This window comes from Streptomyces sp. CNP082, from assembly GCF_059570535.1.
In genome coordinates this window covers 17,765-34,592 of the sequence record NZ_JCANSZ010000056.1, presented here as the reverse complement: position 1 = coordinate 34,592, position 16,828 = coordinate 17,765, and the positions used below count along the sequence as shown (strand labels likewise).

Annotated in this window: 13 protein-coding genes; 6 read left to right on the top strand and 7 right to left on the bottom strand. The window is 66.2% G+C overall.

What is annotated here, in order from left to right; genetic code table 11:
- Positions 1-219 precede the first annotated feature (219 nt).
- Positions 220-1,290 carry a DNA methyltransferase gene (locus B124_RS30820; protein WP_496506284.1) on the top strand — a complete coding sequence of 357 codons (1,071 nt, stop codon included), beginning with the start codon at positions 220-222 and terminating at the stop codon, positions 1,288-1,290.
- 39 nt (positions 1,291-1,329) lie between these two features.
- On the opposite strand, the gene B124_RS30815 is transcribed toward B124_RS30820, so the two are convergent.
- From B124_RS30815 to B124_RS30805, 3 genes are all read right to left on the bottom strand, one after another.
- Positions 1,330-2,292, bottom strand: coding sequence for a hypothetical protein (locus tag B124_RS30815; protein WP_496506283.1), 963 nt, complete (start codon positions 2,290-2,292; stop codon positions 1,330-1,332).
- A 243-nt stretch (positions 2,293-2,535) separates the two neighbouring features.
- Positions 2,536-3,489: an FAD-dependent oxidoreductase gene (locus B124_RS30810; protein ID WP_496506282.1), complete on the bottom strand. Its 954-nt coding sequence runs from the start codon at positions 3,487-3,489 to the stop codon at positions 2,536-2,538.
- 10 nt (positions 3,490-3,499) lie between these two features.
- Positions 3,500-4,939 carry an NsdA family TPR-like regulatory protein gene (locus tag B124_RS30805; protein WP_496506281.1) on the bottom strand — a complete coding sequence of 480 codons (1,440 nt, stop codon included), beginning with the start codon at positions 4,937-4,939 and terminating at the stop codon, positions 3,500-3,502.
- Positions 4,940-6,068: 1,129 nt separating this feature from the next.
- Between B124_RS30805 and B124_RS30800 the strand changes: the two genes are divergently transcribed.
- The 4 genes from B124_RS30800 to B124_RS30785 are packed head-to-tail and all read left to right on the top strand — an operon-like array spanning position 6,069 to position 9,441.
- Entirely contained in the window at positions 6,069-6,428 is a 360-nt protein-coding gene (locus B124_RS30800) for a hypothetical protein (protein ID WP_496506280.1), read from the top strand.
- Positions 6,429-6,448: 20 nt separating this feature from the next.
- Positions 6,449-7,735 carry a radical SAM protein gene (locus B124_RS30795; protein ID WP_496506279.1) on the top strand — a complete coding sequence of 429 codons (1,287 nt, stop codon included), beginning with the start codon at positions 6,449-6,451 and terminating at the stop codon, positions 7,733-7,735.
- The gene (locus tag B124_RS30790; RefSeq protein ID WP_496506278.1) at positions 7,732-8,637 is read left to right on the top strand and encodes a radical SAM protein; all 906 of its coding nucleotides are present in this window, start codon (positions 7,732-7,734) and stop codon (positions 8,635-8,637) included. The genes B124_RS30795 and B124_RS30790 overlap by 4 nt, the downstream gene beginning before the upstream one ends.
- Positions 8,638-8,670: 33 nt before the next feature.
- Positions 8,671-9,441, top strand: a complete 771-nt coding sequence (locus B124_RS30785; protein ID WP_496506277.1) for a hypothetical protein — start codon at positions 8,671-8,673, stop codon at positions 9,439-9,441.
- A 57-nt stretch (positions 9,442-9,498) separates the two neighbouring features.
- Here the strand turns inward: B124_RS30785 and aspS are convergent, their stop codons facing one another.
- Positions 9,499-10,809 (bottom strand): aspartate--tRNA(Asn) ligase, encoded by a 1,311-nt coding sequence (aspS, locus tag B124_RS30780; protein WP_496506276.1) that lies wholly within the window; start codon positions 10,807-10,809, stop codon positions 9,499-9,501.
- 604 nt (positions 10,810-11,413) lie between these two features.
- Here aspS and metG point away from each other — a divergent pair.
- Positions 11,414-13,138 (top strand): methionine--tRNA ligase, encoded by a 1,725-nt coding sequence (gene metG / locus B124_RS30775; protein ID WP_496506275.1) that lies wholly within the window; start codon positions 11,414-11,416, stop codon positions 13,136-13,138.
- A gap of 298 nt (positions 13,139-13,436) precedes the next feature.
- On the opposite strand, the gene B124_RS30770 is transcribed toward metG, so the two are convergent.
- From B124_RS30770 to mobC, 3 genes are all read right to left on the bottom strand, one after another.
- Positions 13,437-14,183 (bottom strand): SAM-dependent methyltransferase, encoded by a 747-nt coding sequence (locus B124_RS30770; protein ID WP_496506298.1) that lies wholly within the window; start codon positions 14,181-14,183, stop codon positions 13,437-13,439.
- A 172-nt stretch (positions 14,184-14,355) separates the two neighbouring features.
- A complete protein-coding gene (locus tag B124_RS30765) occupies positions 14,356-16,074 on the bottom strand; it encodes a relaxase/mobilization nuclease domain-containing protein (protein WP_496506274.1) in 1,719 nt (572 codons plus the stop codon).
- On the bottom strand, positions 16,071-16,595 hold the full coding sequence (mobC, locus tag B124_RS30760) for a plasmid mobilization relaxosome protein MobC (protein WP_496506273.1): 525 nt from the start codon (positions 16,593-16,595) through the stop codon (positions 16,071-16,073). The genes B124_RS30765 and mobC overlap by 4 nt, the downstream gene beginning before the upstream one ends.
- Positions 16,596-16,828: the final 233 nt, after the last annotated feature.

Here is a 16,828-nt window from a genome sequence, read left to right as displayed (position 1 = left end):
ATCAGTGTAACGGCGCTGATAGAGGCTGACACTGTTGACATGACTCAGCCCGAGGAGCTCGGCCACGCCGCGGCTGTCAATAAGGTCGTCCGGATCCACCAACCGAGTCATAGCCGGAAGTGTAGTGAAAGGGAGCCACCCCTATGCTAGTGTCTACAGGGTTAGACATCGTCGCTGGTGAGCACGCGAGCGCCGAGACGGCTGTAAGAGGGAGACCCCGTGTCCGACACCCCCTACTCACTCCACCGTGGTGACGCCCTTGAGGCATACAAGGGCTGGGACGCCCCGGCAACGATCATCAGTGATGGCGCTTACGGAGTCCGGGGCTTTCATGGCGACACTACAGGCCCGGACGGTCTGGTTGATTGGTATAGGCCCCACGTTGAGGCGTGGTCCACGGCGGCGACTCCCTCTACGACGCTCTGGCTTTGGAACACCGAGATCGGTTGGGCTACCGTCCATCCCCTCCTAATTGAAAACGGGTGGGAATACGTTCAGCTCATCACATGGAACAAGGGTATCGCGCACATCGCGGGCAATGTCAACGGCAAGACGATTCGACAATTTCCTATTGTCACCGAGGTTTGCGGATTCTATCAGCGGAGGTTTGAAGTTAATGTCGGATCCCAGCGAATTTCAGCAAAACGCTGGCTGAGAGACGAGTGGCAGCGAGCCGGAATTCCACTATACAGAGCGAACGAAGCGTGCGGAGTCAAGAATGCCGCGACACGCAAGTACCTAACACAGGACTGGCTCTGGTACTGGCCTCCTGGGGAGATGATTGAAAAGCTTGCCCAGTACGCCACCCAGCACGGAAAGCCGACAGATCGGCCTTACTATAGCCTGGACGGCCAGCAATCTGTATCAGCTAAAGAATGGGACGCACTTCGCTACCGGTGGACTCACCGGCATGGCATTACCAATGTCTGGAATCGCGGCCCGCTGCACGATAACGAAAGACTCAAGGGAACACTCCGTCGCGCTGCACCCAGAGTATATAAACCCACCAAGGGCTCTGCCGCTCACCTGAATCAGAAGCCGCTGGAGTTCATGGAACGACTTGTCTCAGCGGTGACTTGCTCCGATGATGTCGTTTGGGAACCATTCGGCGGGCTTGCGTCCGCTTCGGTGGCAGCAGTAGCACTTGGACGCAGAGCGTTCGTTGCTGAGCTTGACGAGAATTTTCAACTCCTCGCCGAGGAACGACTTGAGAACGCAGCGAAGAACGCCGACCCTGCGGGTGAGCAATTGGTTATGGATGAAGCGACTGAGAGTACTTTCGGAGACTAATTTGGCTACACCTTAAGCCTCTCTTGACCCGGAGTCCAACTAGTCACTCAGCTCTTCCTGGATCTGGCGAACGAGGTTGGCAATCCTCTCGGCTTTTCTACTGGAGACGTGACCATGATGTGTCGCCAGTTCACCAGCGAGTGCAGCGTACACAGAGTCAGCATCAGATGAATCGCTGTGCCGAGTGAAGAACGCCACCCAATCTCGAATGGGAATTCCAAGCGCTTCCTGTGCTTTCGCCTCATCAATGAATGTCGTCATGAGCCCCCTGACACGGGCGAGCCGACCGAAATTGCCGCCGCCGTCATGTTCCGGGCTGTCCGAGATCTGCTGGTCCTTAGTCGGATAAGGTGTAGCACCATCTGGCACGCTAATGACAGAAGATGCCTGAGTTCGACGAATGTACTGCCAGTAGTAGTTTCGATACTGTGCAGCCCACCGAGCTGATGCAACCCAGGGATCTCGGGCTACAGGACTGCCCGATGTTACATTGCTAAAATGCCAGGGGACGACACAGAGCAGGTCGTGGATTGCACACGAATTAGCTGTATTAGTAAATCGAAAAGTGGGGACTCCTTCCTTACTGAACAGATACCACCCCTTTAGCTCGACCCCGAGAGCGATATCTCGCTCACCGCTCTGGCGCCCGATCAAGCGAACATCCGGAAAAGTTTGCGACTGCCTCTCAAATCGATAACCTTGCCACTCGTTCTCCGGATCCCAAAGGTCCCGTAGTCGATTAAGAGTCGCTACGACCTGAACCTCAATGCTTGCGCCGAGAAGCGTGTTCGCCGCCTGTAGATCGGTGGCGTGCACGCCTTCAATTCGGGTATCGAACTCGAAATACGAGGGCATCGCTTGAAGTGTCTCTACTACTCGTGCGCGTAGAATTGTCTTGGGATCGCTTTCGTCCAGATCTGGTGGCTCTGGCGCCTGAGGAGCGCCCGCAGACGCCTGGCTCACGGCCTCTTCAAGCACGGGGTCGGTAAACGCGTCAGTCAAGAGATCGATCCCTCTCTGATCATCGCATGGCGAGGCTTCCAGGATAGAGCATGTGCAGAAGCCCCCGAGGCTCGTTTCCCAGTCAACTCCCGCCCACGCGTGCGGAGTGCGGAATGTGAGCTGCTGCGCAGCTTGAAACTACGGTGTTCGATCTCATCGCCCCATATGCGCGCGACTGAGCGGTGGATCTGGAACCTCCTTCGCCTGCGGATACTCGTCGCGATCACTGAGTAGAGCTGCCCATTACTCCTTGGCCAGAAGGCGATGGACTTCCCGAGCGCAGCCCCAGGAGAGGGTGACGCCGGCGCCGCCGTGGCCATAGTTGTGGATCACCGGAGTTCCGTCGGTTCGGCGATCCGCCGTCACCCGCACTCGGGGCCTGGTCGGCCTGAGACCTACGCGGTGGTCGATAACCGTGGACTGGGCCAGCCGAGGCTCCACGGCGGTGCAGCGGGCCAGGATGTCGGCTGCCGCCTTCTCGTCCGGGTCCACGCTGCCGTCGCCGTCGAGAGCGGTGCCGCCGAGGACCACGGTGTCGCCGTGGGGGTAGATGCAGAGCAGGTCCGGCGATGGGCCGGTGTCTTCGGAGAAGAAGTCGGTCAGGCCGGGATTGGTGACCACGACGTGTTGGCCACGGATCGGCCGCATGGTCGCGTCGGAGGCCAGGGAGGCCGCGCCCATGCCCGTGCAGTTGATGATCGTTGACGCCTGGGGGGCGTCATCGAGTGTGGGCACCTGCTGTTGCTCGATCGCGCCGCCGGCCGTTCGCAGGCGGTGCTCCAAGTACCGCAGGTACGTCGGCATGTCGATCAGCGGGACTGTGAAACGGTAGCCGGAGGCGAAGCCGGGCGGGAGATCGGCGCGCGAGACCGGCTGGAAGCCTGGTAGCGCGGTGGCCCAGTCTGGTGCCTCGTCTGCGCTGCGGGATGCCTCGATGCCGGACGCTGCCCGGACACCAGTTGCCGAGTCGGTTGCAAGACCGCGAAAGGTCTCCAGCGAGTGCTGGCTCCACTCGTCTACCAGGTCCTTGGGCTCTACGAGGTACGGGCCCCACATCGCGCCGGCGGCCATTGAGGTCACGCCGGGGATCTCTTCAGCGATGACTTGCACCGCCAGACCTGCCTCGGCCAGGACGACGGCGGTGGTGAGGCCAATGACCCCAGCGCCCAGTACAACAGTGTCGCCTTGGAAGGTCATGTTCGTGACTCTACCTGGCCGCGGAGACGGGCGAGTTGTATCGGATGAGGGCCTGTTCGAGGCCGGGGAGGAAGCTCGCGACGTGGGGGTTGCGCTGCCGCCTTCGCAGGTCCTTGGCGAGCTGCTGGAGCAGGGCGACGCTGCGTGGCGATCGGACAACGTCCAGGCGAGCGGTGGCGATCTGGCCGACCTTGCAGGCCAGTTCCAGCTCCCCGCGGGCGCCGTAGCCCAGGGCGAGCCAAGCGCCTTCGAAGAGGGCACGACGTTGGCTGGGGTCGCCACGCGGCACGGTATAGGCGCCGCTCTCCAGGAGGGAAGTCCCCTGGGTGATGAACGCTCTGGACGCCGTGACGCCCTCGCGTTGCTTGCTTCGTCCGAGCTGGACCAAGGCGTAACCGGCCTGGCAATCAAGGTGGTTGTCGGTGAGGAAGTACAGCCAGCGAGGCTCCTCCTCCCGGCCGCCTCGGTCGATGACTTCCCGTGCCACGTCACGGGTCCGGTAGAAGTCGATTGCTCGGCCGGCAGACGTGTAGGCGTAGGCCAGTCGCGACAGAACCGAAGCTCGCACGGCGGCGGGCGCTGCGTCTGCGGCACGTCGGGCGGCTTCGCCGAGGGTGACGGCGTCCGCCGGGTAGCCGCGGCTTGCGGCCTGGAAGCTCAGATCGGCGAGTATGTGCGCGCACAGTGGCAGGTCGTTGATCTGGTGGGCGGCGCGTAGTGCGGTGATGAAGTACCGCTGCGCCAGTCCGTGGTCGGCCGCGTCGAACGCCATCCACCCGGCGAGCTGACCTATCTCGGCCAGCGCGCGGATGAGCCGGATGGTTGACGGAGCGGAATGATTTCCTTCGTGTAGGAGGAGGCCGACCGCACGGAACTGTGCGCTGACGTACGGCAGGTGGCGGGCTCCGCCGTGCTCGTCGTCGAGTTGCTGAAGAAGTGGGAGATGCTGCTCGACCTGGTCCACCAATGGATCTGCGTGGCGCTGATCGACCGCTCCCGGGGCCAACGAGCCGCGTCCAGCCGTGCCGTCGAGGTAGTTTCCGACGATCTTGGTCAGTCCGGTGCCAGAGATAGCCAGGAACCGTCTCCGGTCGACGAGTCCGCCGAGCACCCAGTCCTCCACGACCTGCCCCAATCGCTGCAGGGTCCAGTGCCCGGACAGGTTCGTGTCAGCAGGCAGCAGCGTCGGAGAGTCTGCTGCCCGTCCCTGCCAGAGCTCCGTAACGGACACCACTCGGCCCAGCTCCTGCGAGAGCACGTGAGCGGTCATCGCAGGCAGGGGCGAGCGGGGTAATGCGCCTGCATCGCGCCAGTGGTACGGCGCGGACTCTGCCGCTGTCCCGCTGCCGAACACCCGGTTCAGCTTGCGCGCCAGCATCTTGGGACTCCACCCCAGTTCGTCGAGCGCCATCGCGAGTGCGGCGTTCGGCTGTCCGGACCGTGTGCCCATCACTCACCTCACGCCTGTCCGGTGGGCTGATGCCCTCAATGGTGCCGCTCCTTGAGCCTCAACAAACGGCTTCTCGGCGGAAGTTGACCGAGTTGACCGGATATTCGGGTGCCGCAACCTCCTGACGATCCGATGTTCTTGCTGTACCGAGCCACCCCTTCACCACGAGTGGGCTGTGTAGGAGACGGGATCTTGAAGGCACGCACAGTAACGCCGACAACCTGGCCGAGCGTCTCGCTGTCCAGGTCGGGAGCTGACGAAGGCATCCCCCCTGAGTACGCACGGGAACCTCGTCTCGGCGGCCTGCTGAAGACGGGACGCTCCGCCGCACGGGCGTTATGGGACTCGCACGACTGGGCCCACGGGGAGTGCTGGCTGTGGTGTGGCCGCATCGACGTGGATGTGACCTGGATCGGCCCCATCCGCTCCAGCGGCTTGCATTCCGATATGTATGCCTGCCGCGCCTGCCTGCACCAGTTGGACCAGCGGGTATGGCTGGCCCAGCTCCGCAAGGACACCGTTGAGACTCCTGCCCCCGCCGTGCGTCGACCTCGCCAGGCGGGGGCAGGGCAGCACCAGGGAGGTGGGTCAGCGCAGTGAGCCCGCTCCTCGCCCTGGCCGTCGGCTGCCGACACCCTTGTCTGCTCCGGCTGAATACCCCCAAAACCTGGATCACCAGTGCAGTCGCGCTGCCCCGCCGGCCTCGCTGTCCGCACCAAACTCGGCTGCCGGATTCAAAGCTCCCGCTGCCTCCCGGAGGCCCGGCTTCTCCCATCACGGCCGGGCAGCTCTCCCCGGCGGGGCAGTGGGTTAGTTCCAACGCAGGTGCTGATGACGCGATTCGGTCCCCTGGGGGGCGATCGCCCAGCGCCGCCAGTTCAACGAGCGGCCTGGCAAGTATCCGCTCTTCAAGGCTGCCGTCCGGAGTCTTCGGGTCTCCGATCCCCGTACCTCCGTACGGCACTGTGGCCCGCTCCCATCCCCCGGCGGGGGCGGGTCACACCTACTCGATGCCGTGATCGTCGTGCCGCACGCTCGACCACTGGAGTTCGTGCGGGCGTCTGTTCCACCAGTGCAAGGGAGGTCATGAGCAAGTCCCTGTACAACCTGCGCAGAGAGAGGATCAGCTATGCCGCAAGCCAGGCGAGAGAAGAATAACCACCTGATCTACGCGGACGTCGTGGACTCCAAGTCCAAGGCGGGAGTGTGGATGGGGGAACAAGCCTCCTTCCAGGAGAATCAGAGCCGCATCATCGAGGCGGTCAAGGAGCAGACCGACTGGGTCGAGCTAAAGAACGCGATCATGGTCATCACCACCGACCCGGCCGGCATCACGGTCATCGCGCCGAACCCGACGCTGCCCGGCGTCATCGTCTTCGCCGACGGTGGTTCCCCGGGCACCACCGCGAAGCTCCAGTCCGCCGCCGAAGAGAACATCCGCGCCATCATGGACGATCTCGGAATCGCCGAAGAGGAAACGGCGGCCTGACCATCATGGCCGTCCCCCGAATGATTTGGGGGAAATACTTCCAGTACGAGCGGGACGGGGAAGCGGTTCTCCTCGACCCGGTCGGCCTGGACAGTGTGTTCATCGACTCCGGCGAGGTTGACGACCTCGCCGGAGTCCCCCCGACCGCGACCCATGAAGCCCTCTACGGGCTCGGCTTCACGCCCGACCGTTCTACGACCGATCGGCGTGCGGCACTCCACGACCGGCTTCGAATCCTCGACCTCGATGCCGCCCCAGTACGCATCAGCGGGTTGCGCGTGGTCCTCACCGACCGCTGCAACATGGCCTGCACCTATTGCTTCGTCGATACGAACAGCGGCAAGCCGGATATGACGAAGGAAGAGCTGTCGGAAGGGCTCCAGTTCCTGTTCGAGCAGAACGCCGGACAGGCTGAGGTATCCATCCAGTGGTTCGGCGGAGAGCCCACCATCCGCTTCGACCTCATGCAGTACGGGGACCAGCTCGCCGACGCTCTCGCCGACCGCTACGACGTGGCGAGTGTGCGACGCACCGTCGTCACCAATGGCGCCCGTCTGACGGACGAGGCGCTCGACCACTTCGTCACGTACGAGTACGGGGTTGGCATCTCCATCGACGGCCCCCCGGGCATCAACTCAGCGAATCGTCTCCTCCTCGGCGGCCAGCCCGCCGACGAGCGGATTCGCCGGAACGTCGCCCGGTTCGTCAAGGCAGACGGTCTCCATGTGGGCTGCAACCTCACCCCCACAGCCGCGAACATCGGACGCCTCGCCGAGACCGTCCGGTGGATCATCGACGATCTCGGGTTGAGGTTCATCTACGTCAACACGCCCATCCCGACCACCGGCCGCTGGCAGGTGGACGGCGCCGACCTGGCCCGCGAGCTGTACGAGGCCCGCCTGGCAGCGCTCGGGCGGGGCGGGATGCTGTTCTCCGTCCTGGACCGCGCCTTCCAGGCGCTCGACACCCGGCGGCCCATGCTGTTCGACCACATGCAGGGCGACCGCAGCCTGAACGCAGCGCTCCTGCCTGGCAACCAGATCAGTCTGTGCGACATCAACTTCACCGAGCCGTCGTTCCTGTACAGCCCCGACGAGCTGCGCGCCGATCCTGGCCTTCTGGCCGACGTGGCCAAGAAGGTCGCCCCGGTGCCCGAGTGCGAGAAGTGCCCGGCGCTCGCCATCTGCGGCGGCCCGTCGCGCAACGAGCAGGTCCTCGTCGGCGGCAGCACCCCGGACCCCGAGATGTGCGCGTTCTACACGAGCACCGTGGAGATCGCGGTGTGGGACAACATGGGGGTGCAGTGAGCACCCGTGTCCGTACGGCTCTGATCTCCACGGCCGGGCACTGCCGCGTGGGCTGCGGGTTCTGCTTCCGGGCCGACCGCGCCCACGGCTTCCTCGACACCGCGACCTACACCCGTGCCCTGTCGCGGCTGAGAGAGGCGGGCGTGGAGGGGGTGTGCCTGACCGGCGGTGAGCCGACCCATCACCCGCACGTGCGTCAGCTCGTTCGGCTGGCCCATCAGTTCGGGATGTCGGCGTCCATGGTGACCTCGGCGCGCACCGAGGCTGAGGTCGCCACCCTCTCCGAAGTAGGGCACCTGCTGGTCAACGTGACCGTCTCTGCCGACTCGCATCGCGCGATGCTTTTGGGACGTACCACCCGCACCGCAGCGTCGGGCATCGCCACGTTGCGCGCCATCAGCACCGAGACCAAGATCCTGCACGTCACCTGCTGGAGCCTGACCCACGATGAATGCCGGGACTTGGCCGACCTCGTCGCCGAGGCGGGGGTGGTGGTCCAATTCAGTCCGGTCGTCCTCGACGAGCGCATCCTGCGCCGCAACGGGAGGTCGGTCCAGGACTACCTGGTGCAGCAGCGTCTGGACGCTGATCTGCTGGGCCGGTACTTCGAACTGTCCGATCGGTACCGGGCCTACCTCGGTGAGCTGCGGGCCATGCAGTTCCCCGCGGCCGGCGGTGCGCCGTGGTCGTGCCGCTCGACGACAGCGTACGTCTCCGCGGACGGCCACATCCGGCGGTGCCCGTACGGCAAGGCGGCAGTCAGCGTCCACGCTCCCCGCTCCGAGATCAGAACGTTCCTGACCGCTCCGGCACAGGACCGGGTGACCCCGGACTGTGCCGCCATCTGCCGCCCTTCCGCCACGTATGACGACCGCAGAGCATCATGCGCCGCGCCGGCATGAGGGCCCGACGCCCCCGACTACTGGGACGGCTTTATGACGATCACGACGCCCGATGACTTCGTCCAGCGATGGCGGCAGCCACCGAACTTCCCCCTGGATGTCGCTTTCGACTACGCCTTCCTGCCCGCCGTCGACATCCTCGACCACGTTCGCAGGGACAAGGAGGTCCGGTTCACGATCCTCGGGGATGACGACTGGCAGGTGCGGATGGATCGCACCGCCGCCTTCCGCACCGCGCCGATCGAGGAGGTCGTCACCTGGACGTTCCGGCTGGTGCACTTCAACCTCAGCCGCTTCTACGACGTACTTCTGCACGGTTTCCAGGAGGAGGTCATGGTCCCCTGGCGCACCCATCTTTCCGCCCGGGGCTTCACCTGGCAGCGCGTGGCACCCATCCTGTTTGTGTCCACCGAGGGCGCTGCTTCGACCTACCACAACGACAACTCGCATGGGTTCGTCTGGCAGGTCCACGGCATCAAGACCTTCCACAGCTACCTCGATCCCGGCGAATACCTGTCGGCGGACGAGGCCATCATGGGCGAGACCACGGGCGAAGACCCGCCCGAGCACGACGAGGCCGACCGCCAGTCCGTCACGATGCAGCCCGGCGACCAGCTCTGGAGCCACGCGCTGACGCCGCACTGGGTCACCACCGAGTCGCCAATCGCCATGAGCGTCACCCTCTCCCACGGCGGCCTGTCCCATCAGGGCCGCTTCTCCGATCGGGAGTTGGCGCTGCGGGCGTACTGGGACAAGAACCCCGCCGAGGCGTGGACGCACGACCTGCGCAATGTCCGCTACTGAGACCGCGTCCCGCAACACGGAGCGCCGGCCTGTGTCGTGGGACGCGGTCCGAGGTAGTTACGGGGTGAGTCGGTTCGGCCCGCGGAAGAGGAAGGTCGCCTCGCGGATGGAATCCAGGCCGAGCATCACCATCAGTACCCGCCCCAGCCCCATGCCGAGACCGCCGTGCGGCGGGCACCCGTACCGGAACGCGTTCAAGTAGTCCTGCAACGGTTCGGGGCTCATCCCCTTCTCGGCGGCCTGCTTGAGCAGCACGTCGTACCGGTGCTCACGCTGGGCGCCGGTAGTGATCTCCAGCCCCTTCCACAGCAGGTCGAAGCTCAGGGTCACGCTCGGGTCGTCGGCCGGCCGCATGTGGTAGAAGGGCCGGATGCTCACCGGGTAGTGCGTGATGAACGCGAACTCGTGCCCGGTGGCCTCCTTGATGTGAGCCGAGATGCCCCGCTCGCCCTCGGGGTCCAGGTCCTCTTTGGCTCCCTCGGGGTCCCAGCCGTCCTTGCGCAGGATCTCGTGCGCCTCGGCCATGGTGAGCCGGGGGAACGGCGTAGTGGGTACGGTCAGCTCCATGCCGAAGCGCTCGGCGATCGCCTCGCCGTGCGCGTCGACGACCTTGGCGATCGCGTAGGCGAGCATCTGCTCCTCGAACGCCATCACGTCCTCGACGCCGTCGATCCAGGCCAGCTCTACGTCGACGCCGGTGAACTCGGTCGCGTGCCGGGAGGTGAACGAGGACTCGGCGCGGAAGACGGGACCGATCTCGAAGACCTTCTCGATCCCGGCAGAGATCGCCATCTGCTTGTAGAACTGTGGCGACTGCGCCAGGTAGGCAACGCGGTCGAAGTAGCCGAGCTTGAAGACCTCCGCTCCGGATTCCGAGGCGGTGCCCATGAGCTTGGGCGTGTGCATCTCCGTGGCACCCTGCGCGTAGGCGTATTCGCGCATCCCCTGCTCCAGGGTGGTCTGCGCGGCGAACATGAGCTGGGCGGCGGGGCGGCGGCGTACGTCGAGGAAGCGCCAGTCCAGTCGCTGTTCCAGGCCGGTGTGTTCGTCGATGGGCAGCGACGTGGCCGCCCGGTTCAACACCTCGACCGACTCGGGCACGATCTCCAGGCCGCCGAGTTTCACCTGGGCGGCGTCGACGACGCGGCCGGTGATACGGACAGCAGATTCTGGGGTGAGAGTTTCGAGCTGGGCTTCCAGGGCTTCGCCGTCGCGCTTGTGGGTCACCTGCGCCATGCCGGTGCTGTCCCGCACGATGACGAACTGCATCTTTCTCTGCAGACGGAGGGTGTTCACCCACCCGCAGACGGAAACGGTGCGGCCGACGTGTTCTCGCAGGTCGGAGACGTGTACGCGGCTGTGGATCATTCGGTCCTCCGAAGGACGTCGTCATGATCCCTTGGGAGTGCGGGCGAGAAGGGTAACTCGCGGTACCACCGCACTTTCGCCGCCACTGGGTGGCGGCCTCGTTCAGACCCGGTGACGGGGGCCAGCCGGCGGGGCATTGGACCATCAGGCGAGGTCGTTCCTCCCCGCGCTCAGGAGGGTCTTCACCTCGGGGCGCAAGACCGCCTTTCCAGCTTCCGGCGGCTCTCTCGGCTCGCGTGATCCGCGGCTACTCGTCTCCGTCAACGCGTTGTCTGAAGGATACGAACACCGCGGCTGCGGTCGCAATCAAGCGAGACCGGGGTCTGCCGGTCGTTCTAAGATGGCGAGCGCCTCGGCCGTCGGAGACTCGCTTGGCCGCCTGTCTCGGACGGCCGAGCGCTCTCTTCGCCGTACGCGGCCACGGCGAAAACCGGCGGAAGGGCGGACCGCCGGTTCGCTACGATGGCGGCGTTTTGTGGCCCCAATCCGTCGCCGCGTGTGACGCCATTCGCGGACGAGTGATCGCGGCGGATGCATCTTGCCGACCTGGGCCCGCCCTCTGCACCGCCGATGGCGCCGTACGTACGAATTGGAGCATCCGAGGATGGCTCGACACCTGGTCACCAGCGCGCTTCCCTACATCAACGGGATCAAGCACCTGGGCAACATGGTCGGGTCGATGCTTCCGGCGGACGTGTACTCGCGATACCTGCGCCAGCGTGGGCACGACGTCCTGTACATCTGTGCCACCGACGAGCACGGCACGCCGGCCGAGCTGGCGGCCAAGGAGGCCGGCCTGTCGGTCGCGGAGTTCTGCGCCCAGGCACACGAGGCGCAGAAGGCTGTCTACGAGGGATTCGAGCTCGCCTTCGACTATTTCGGACGCAGTTCGTCGCAGCAGAACGTCGAGATCACCCAGCACTTCGCACGGAAGCTCAACGAGAACGGGTTCATCGAGGAGCGGGAAGTCCGGCAGGTGTACTCGCCCGTCGACGGCCGCTTCCTGCCGGATCGCTACGTCGAGGGCACCTGCCCGCACTGCGGCTACGACAAGGCCCGCGGCGACCAGTGCGAGAACTGCACCCGCGTCCTTGACCCCACCGATCTGATCGACCCGCACTCGGCGATCAGCGGCTCCACCGAGCTGGAAGTCCGCGAGACCAAGCATCTCTTCCTGCTGCAGTCCAAGCTGCAACACGAGGTCGAGGCATGGATCGACACGGTCGGGGAGGAATGGCCGCAGCTCTCCTCCTCGATCGCCCGCAAGTGGCTGACCGAGGGCCTGCAGGACCGGTCGATCACCCGCGACCTGGACTGGGGGGTGCCGGTGCCGGCCGACACCTGGCCGGAGCTCGCCGCCGACGGCAAGGTCTTCTACGTCTGGTTCGATGCCCCGATCGAGTACATCGGCGCCACCAAGGAGTGGGCGGACGCTGCCGGTGACGGCGAGACTCGCGACTGGAAGTCGTGGTGGTACGAGGCCGACGACACCGTTCGCTACACCCAGTTCATGGCCAAGGACAACGTCCCCTTCCACACTCTGATGTTCCCGGCCACCGAACTCGGGGTGCGCGAGCCGTGGAAGAAGGTCGACTTCGTCAAGGGCTTCAACTGGCTGACCTACTACGGAGGCAAGTTCTCCACCTCGCAGAAGCGCGGCATCTTCACGGACGCGGCGCTGGAGCTCCTGCCCGGCGACTACTGGCGCTACTTCCTCATCGCCAACGCCCCGGAGTCCGACGACTCCTCCTTCACCTGGGAGCACTTCGCCGCCACAGTCAACAAGGACCTGGCCGACACCCTCGGCAACTTCGTCAACCGGGTGCTGTCCTTCTCCCGCAAGCGGTTCGGCGACGAGGTACCAGCCGGCCACGCGGCCGGCGAGGCGGAGGCGAAGCTCGGCGAGGACATCGCCCGACTCCTCTCCGAGTACGAGGAACACATGGAGGCCATGCAGTTCCGCAAGGCCGCCGCCGCGCTGCGGGCCCTGTGGTCCGCGGGCAACTCCTACCTGGAGGAGAAAGCCCCCTGGCTGGAGATCAAGACCGACCAGGACGCCGCCGCTCTGACACTGCGCACCGCAATGAACCTGATCCACCTGTACGCGGTCGTCTCCGAGCCGTTCATTCCGGCTGCTGCCGCCGCCATGCGTGGAGCCTTCGCGCTGAACGACGACACGACGAACTGGGTAACGGCTGAGCAGGCCAAGGCTCTGGACACCGTCCCGGCTGGGACTGGGTTCACGGTCCCCCCAGTGCTCTTCGCAAAGATCCCTGCGGAGGACCTGGAGAGCTACCGCGAGCGCTTCGGCGCTGCCGAGGCCGCTTGACGGCACCGCTTCGGGGCGTACTGCTCCGGCCGTCACCGGGTGATCCCGCTGCCGAGGGCGCGGGCAGGTGTGCGGGCGTCACGTTCATCAGCGGATTCGCCGGGTTCTGTCAACCGGTTCGATGTCGGTGGCGATGAGCTTGCCGTCGCGGATGACGAAGCCTCTTGGGCAGGTCGTACCGGGCCTCACACAGGCGGGGGGCCTGCTCAGCGAGGAGTTCCACAGACTCGACCACGTAGCGGCCGGCGGGGGCTGCCGAGTCGTCGAGCCCGGCTGCGACTCCGGCGAACGTGGTCTGTCAGGGCTTGCGTGCGACGCCGCAGTACGCGGCGACCTCCGCAGGCTGTCCGCCGAACGCGGTGACGTCGGGGCGCCAGCGGGAGGTGGAGATCACGCCAGGCTCCAGCAGCTCCAGGCCGTCCAAGTAGCCGGCGATCTGCTCGGGGCTGCGGTTGTAGTAGCGGTCCCCGGAGGTCTCCCGGTTGTGCCGGTCCGTGGCCGCCACTCGGTCAGGGTCGGTGGTGGTCCCGTCGTTGACCACCAGGTAACTGCCGGACGGCACCGCCGCGACGAGCCGACGGACGATGGAGCGTGCCTCTTCGTAGTCGGCTACGTTCCCCATGATGCCCAGCATGATCAGCGCCACCGGCTGCTCGAAGTCCAGCGTCTTGGCGGCCTCGGCCAGGATCCGGTCCGGGTCGTGTACGTCGGCGTCGACGTAGGCGCAGGCACCCTCGTTGCTGGAGGCGAGCAGCGCCTGGGCATGCACCAGCACAAGGGGGTCGTTGTCCACGTAGACGATTTTCGCAGTGGGCGCGATGCGCTGGGCGACCTCATGGGTGTTGTCCATGGTCGGCAATCCAGTGCCTACGTCGAGGAACTGCCGGACGCCAGCCTCGCCAGCCAGATAGCGCACGACACGCCCGAGGAAGGCACGGGACTGGCGGGCCACATCCTCCACCCCGGGGAACATCTCCTTGATCTTGTCCCCGGCCTGGCGGTCGGCCTCGTAATGATCCTTGCCGCCGACCCAGTAGTTCCACATGCGGGCGGAGTGCGGAACGGTCGGGTTGAGGAGAGCTTTCAGTTCGCTGTCGTACCCCACGAGGGCCGTCCTTGGTTTGTGCGCGGTGGATGTCAACACACAACCTAGCCGCGGCAGTTGACCTCGCACACTCCAGTCGGCACGAGAGTAACGCCGGACGGGGCGACGGACGTCAGCGTTGCCGCCGGGGAGGATCCTGGTTGAGGCGGGGTACCTCGGTGTGACGACTACCTGCTGTCAGCATCTTCTGTCGTTCAGTGCGGTATCGGGCGGTCGTATGGGGCTCGGTGGCTTCGGCCTGCCGAGACTGCTTGCCTTTGGTGTTGTGCAGGCGCCAGACAAGGACTTCGGCGATGGAGTTGGCGGTGTCGAGTTCGCGGTTGGCAACGGCCTTGTTCAGAACATCGGCTGGACGGTGACCATTGGACTCGGCCTCGTGGAGGGTGGCGGCAAGGGCTGGCCAGGCGGGGTCGGTGAGGATCTGCTCGGCGTGCTCTGGGAGAGCCCCGCGGACGAGGGTGGCGTAGCGGTCGATGGCCTCGGGCGCGGGGGCGTGCTGGGCGAGGTTGTTCAGGGCTGGGGTGGCGGTGTGGCGGTAGGCGGCGCGGAGATGGGGTAGGGCGGCTCGGGCTGCGGCGGCTTGCTGGGTGTGGCGTTGGGCGCGGTGCCAGTGGGCGGCGGCGATGGTGAGGAGGGTGAGGGTGAGGAGCAGGTCGAGGGCGGGGGCGTCGGGGATGGGTTGGCCGGCGGTGCGCAGGAGGCGTTTGGCGGAGGTGCGGAGTTCGGCGGCCTGGGCGTAGTCGGAGCGGATGCGGGAGCGGGTGGCGCGTTCGAAGGTCTGGGCGGCGGTGAAGAGTTCGCGGCGGGTGGTGCCGGTGGTGAGGGTGGGCAGGATGTCCAGCAGCTCGCCGGTGGCGGCCAGCTCGGCTTGGGCGGCGGACGGGTTGCCGTCCTGGTGCAGGGTGCGGTGGGCGTTGCTGAGCGCTGTGGTTGTGTGGCGCCAGTGGTCGGCGGGGTGGGCTCGGCGGGTGGTGGGGGTGCCGGGGGACTGTCCGGTGAGGCGGGCGCGGATCTTCGGCAGGGACAGGTCGGGGGCGAGCTTCCCGCTGGCGAACCAGATCGGCTGCCCGGCGGCGTTGGTATCTCCGGCGAGGGCCACCTTGTAGCCGAGGGCGTCCCCCGAGGGCGCAATGCGCTTGTCGACGAGGACGTCGGCCCCGGCAAGCAGAGCGAAGAAGTGGTCTTCGTTGGTGGCGTGGGCGGCGGCCGTGCGGACGGTGGCCCGGAGCTTCTCCCGCGGGGTGACGCGGCTGCTGGTGCGGCGGGTGGCCTTCTCCGTTTCGGCGCGGGTGGGGCGTTTGGCGGCGGTGCGGTCGCCGCGGTCGTAGGCGCGTAGCCCCCACTCGGTTTCGATCTTCGCCAGTTCGGTGTCGGCGCGGTGGTAGTCGTTCCAGTGGCGGGGGCGGCGCAGGTCTCCGCGCATCTTGGTGGCGACGATGTGGATGTGGTCCGGTGCGTGGCGGGCAGCGATCCAGCGGCAGCCGTCCGGGTCTCCGGCCGGCGCGATGCCGGTGGCGTGCACGATGCGGCGGGCGACCTGGGCCCATTGCTCGTCGGTGAGGATCGGGTCTTCGGGTGCGGCCCGGATCGCGCAGTGCCACACGTGGCCCTTCTCGGCGCGGTCGCCGGCCTGTTTCACCCGAAGGTCGAGCGCCTGGACCAGTTGCGCGAGGGCCTGCTTGGGGTTGTCGGTGCGGCCGGGGTCGGGGACCAGCTCGTCCCAGGCGGCCACCAGGTGCGGGTCGGTGTGGTCGTGGCCGCGGCCGGTCTTGTACAGGTAGGTGATCGTGTTGCGGGTGCTGTGGCCCGGCTTCATGATCTTCGCGATCACCGGCGTGCCCGATTCGTGGCGGCTTGGTCGGCTGAGGAGTCCACGGTCTCCAGGACTGTCCGGGTGAGGGTGATCGCCTTCTCGGCGGCGGCCAGCACGGTCACGTCCATGGGGTGGGTGGGGCCGTGGGAGTTCAGGCGTTTGGCGATTTGGTTGACGTTGTTGCCGATGCGGGCGATCTCGGTGCGTAGCGCGGCGAGTTCGTCGATCAGGTCGTCGGTGGCATTGCGTTGGTCGACGAGCGGGATGGTGTGGTCGACCGCGGCCATGGTGGCGTCCGCCATCAGATGGGCGACCGCGATGTTCAGCTCCCTGGCTCGCGTCTTGATCTGGGTTTCCTCGGCGTGGCTGAAGCGGACCGTCAGGCGTCGGGTGCGCTGGCGCTTGTCGCGGCGTCGTCGGCGGGCGGCGCGGTGCACGGCGGCGGCGATGGCGGCGCGGATCGGCAGCGGCTCGGCGGACTCGCTGACCGTCCCGCTCTGGTCCGGCTCCCCCTGGAGCCGGGCCTGTGTCTCCGCCACCCCCGGGGCGGAGACACCCCCGCCTGGGCCGGCCTTGGACGGTCCAGGGGGATACCTTGCTGGCCGGTGGTCGCCCAGGTGGGAGGCTTGCTGAGGGCTCCGGGGCGATGGCGGATCTGCTGCCGGTTCGGGCCCGAAGGTCTCGCGGCCGGGCTTGGGATCAGGCATGAGGTCTGCGCTCCTCGGGGATGCCGGATGGACGAGGGCGAGAAGGGGGGTGTCGGTGGCGACGT

Coding starts and splice junctions, on each gene's coding strand:
- B124_RS30785 (WP_496506277.1), top strand. CDS start 8,671: ATGACGATCACGACGCCCGATGACTTCGTCCAGCGATGGCGGCAGCCA.
- B124_RS30810 (WP_496506282.1), bottom strand. CDS start 3,489: ATGACCTTCCAAGGCGACACTGTTGTACTGGGCGCTGGGGTCATTGGC.
- B124_RS30770 (WP_496506298.1), bottom strand. CDS start 14,183: ATGTGGAACTACTGGGTCGGCGGCAAGGATCATTACGAGGCCGACCGC.
- metG (WP_496506275.1), top strand. CDS start 11,414: ATGGCTCGACACCTGGTCACCAGCGCGCTTCCCTACATCAACGGGATC.
- aspS (WP_496506276.1), bottom strand. CDS start 10,809: ATGATCCACAGCCGCGTACACGTCTCCGACCTGCGAGAACACGTCGGC.
- B124_RS30800 (WP_496506280.1), top strand. CDS start 6,069: ATGCCGCAAGCCAGGCGAGAGAAGAATAACCACCTGATCTACGCGGAC.
- B124_RS30795 (WP_496506279.1), top strand. CDS start 6,449: ATGATTTGGGGGAAATACTTCCAGTACGAGCGGGACGGGGAAGCGGTT.
- B124_RS30805 (WP_496506281.1), bottom strand. CDS start 4,939: ATGGGCACACGGTCCGGACAGCCGAACGCCGCACTCGCGATGGCGCTC.